2 protein-coding genes are annotated in these 2,484 nt (G+C 72.5%); one reads left to right on the top strand and one right to left on the bottom strand.

What is annotated here, in order from left to right; all coding sequences use genetic code 11:
- Nucleotides 1-877 (bottom strand): GNAT family N-acetyltransferase (locus tag D8M29_RS10720; RefSeq protein ID WP_127445961.1); only part of this gene is annotated, 877 nt, incomplete at its 3' end.
- Nucleotides 878-925: 48 nt separating this feature from the next.
- Here D8M29_RS10720 and D8M29_RS10715 point away from each other — a divergent pair.
- The coding region (locus tag D8M29_RS10715; RefSeq protein ID WP_148111587.1) for a DNA topoisomerase (ATP-hydrolyzing) subunit A at nt 926-2,484 on the top strand (1,559 nt) is incomplete at its 3' end.

Raw genomic sequence — 2,484 nt, 5'->3', positions numbered from 1 at the left:
TGAGGACCACGAGGCCCTGGGCCCCGGCCGCGGCGGCCTCGGGGATGAGGGCCTCGACCTCGTCGGCGGGCACAGCGACGACGACGAGGTCGACCGGCTCGCCGATGTCGGCCAGGGAGCGGTGGGCGGTGAGGCCCTGGACGTCCTCGGCGGCGCGGTTCACGGCGTGGACGGCTCCCGTGAAGCCCGCCTCGAGGACGTGGCGCAGCACGAGCGAGCCGACGGCCTGCGGATCGCGGGAGGCGCCGACGACGGCCACGGACGCGGGCTCGACCAGCTCGGCGACGCTGCGGGACTCGGCGCGGTGCTCGCGGGACTCGACGACGGCGCGCCACCGGGCGGTGGGGTCGATGGGGAACTCGACGGCCACGACGCCGTCCTCGAAGCGGCGAGTCACCTCGAAGCCGGACTCCTGGAACACCGAGAGCATCTTGCGGTTCTCGGGCAGGACCTCGGCGGTGAAGCGGCGGATGCCGTTCTCGCGGGCGGCCACGGCCAGGTGCTCCATGAGGATGGAGCCCAGTCCGCGGCCCTGCGCGGCGTCGGAGATGTTGAAGGCGACCTCCGCGGCGTCGGAGTCCCCGTAGCGGTCGTAGCGGCCCACGCCGAGCAGTCGGCCGCCGCGGGTGATCACGAACGCCACCCGGTCCCGGTGGTCCACGTGGGTGAACCGGTCCAGGTCCTTGGCGCTCAGCTCGGACTTGTACGTGAAGTAGCGCAGGTAGATGGAGTTCTCGGACTGCCCGGCGTGCATGCGCTGCAGCTCGGCGGCGTCCTCGGGCGAGATGGGCCGCAGGTGGGCCGTCGCACCGTCACGGAGCACCACATCGGCCTCCCAGTGGGAGGGATATCCGCGGACGGCTTCGGTCTCACCCATAGGATCACTGTAGACAATCCCCGACGCCGTGAGGACTCCCCGACCACCATGATGGCCCGTTCATCCCGTTCCCGCCCCGCCGAGCAGGACGCCCCGCGCCCGCTGCCGCTGGAGCAGGAGAACATCGTCGACGTCGACGTCTCCGAGGAGATGGAGGCGTCCTTCCTCGAGTACGCCTACTCGGTGATCTACTCGCGCGCCCTGCCGGACGCGCGCGACGGCCTCAAGCCGGTGCAGCGGCGCATCCTCTACATGATGTCCCGCATGGGCCTGCGCCCGGACCGCGGCCACGTGAAGTCCGCCCGTGTGGTGGGCGAGGTGATGGGCAAGCTGCACCCCCACGGCGACGCCGCGATCTACGACGCGATGGTCCGCCTCGCCCAGCCGTTCTCCCTGCGCCTGCCCGTGGTGGACGGGCACGGCAACTTCGGCTCGCTCGACGACGGCCCCGCGGCCCCGCGCTACACGGAGGCCCGCATGGCCCCGGCCGCCCTGGCGCTCACCGCGGACCTCGACGAGGGCACCGTGGACTTCGTCCCCAACTACGACAACCAGCTCCAGCAGCCGGCCGTGCTGCCCGCCGCCTACCCCAACCTGCTCGTCAACGGCACCACCGGCATCGCCGTCGGCATGGCCACGAACATGGCCCCGCACAACCTGCGCGAGGTCGTGGCGGGCGCGCGCCACCTGCTCGCGGACCCCGAGGCGGACCTCGAGGCGATCATGGCCCACATCCCCGGCCCCGACCTCCCCTCGGGCGGCCGGATCGTGGGGCTCGACGGCGTCCGCGACGCCTACGCGACCGGCCGCGGCACGTTCCGCATGCGGGCCGCCGTCGCCGTGGAGCAGGTCTCCGCGCGTCGCACCGGCCTGGTCGTCACCGAGCTGCCGTACGGCGTGGGCCCCGAGAAGGTCATCGAGCGGATCAAGGCCGGCGTCGACGCGAAGAAGCTCAGCGGCATCGCCGACGTCGTGGACCTGACGGACCGCAAGAACGGGCTGCGCCTGCAGATCGAGCTCAAGTCCGGGTTCAACCCCCAGGCCGTGCTGGCCGCCCTGTACCGGCACACCCCGCTCGAGGAGACGTTCGGGATCAACAACGTCGCGCTCGTCGACGGCCAGCCGCAGACCCTGGGCCTGCTGCCCCTGCTGCGGGTCTACGTGGACCACCGTCTGGACGTGGTGCGGCGCCGCACGGGGCACCGCCTCGGCAAGCACCGCGATCGTCTCCACCTCGTCGAGGGCCTGCTGCTGGCGCTCGTGGACATCGACGAGGTCATCGAGATCATCCGTTCCTCGGACGACACGGCGGCCGCGCGCACCCGCCTCATGGGCGTCTTCGACCTCACCCAGGTGCAGGCCGATCACATCCTGGAGCTGCGGCTGCGCCAGCTGACGAAGTTCTCCCGCATCGAGCTGGAGGCCGAGCGCGACGAGCTGCAGGCCGCGATCGCCGAGCTCGAGGCGATCCTCGCCTCCGACGCGCGGCTGCGGGAGGTGGTCTCGGCCGAGCTGCAGGCCGTCGCCGACGAGCACGGCGACGACCGGCGCACGGTCCTGCTCGAGGCCGAGACCGCCGCGGCCCCCGCCGCCGGGCCCGCACCGTC

This window comes from Micrococcus sp. HSID17227 (assembly GCF_003989405.1).
Classification (GTDB): Bacteria; Actinomycetota; Actinomycetes; order Actinomycetales; family Micrococcaceae; genus Micrococcus; species Micrococcus luteus.
This window is presented reverse-complemented; position numbering and strand designations above follow the sequence as displayed.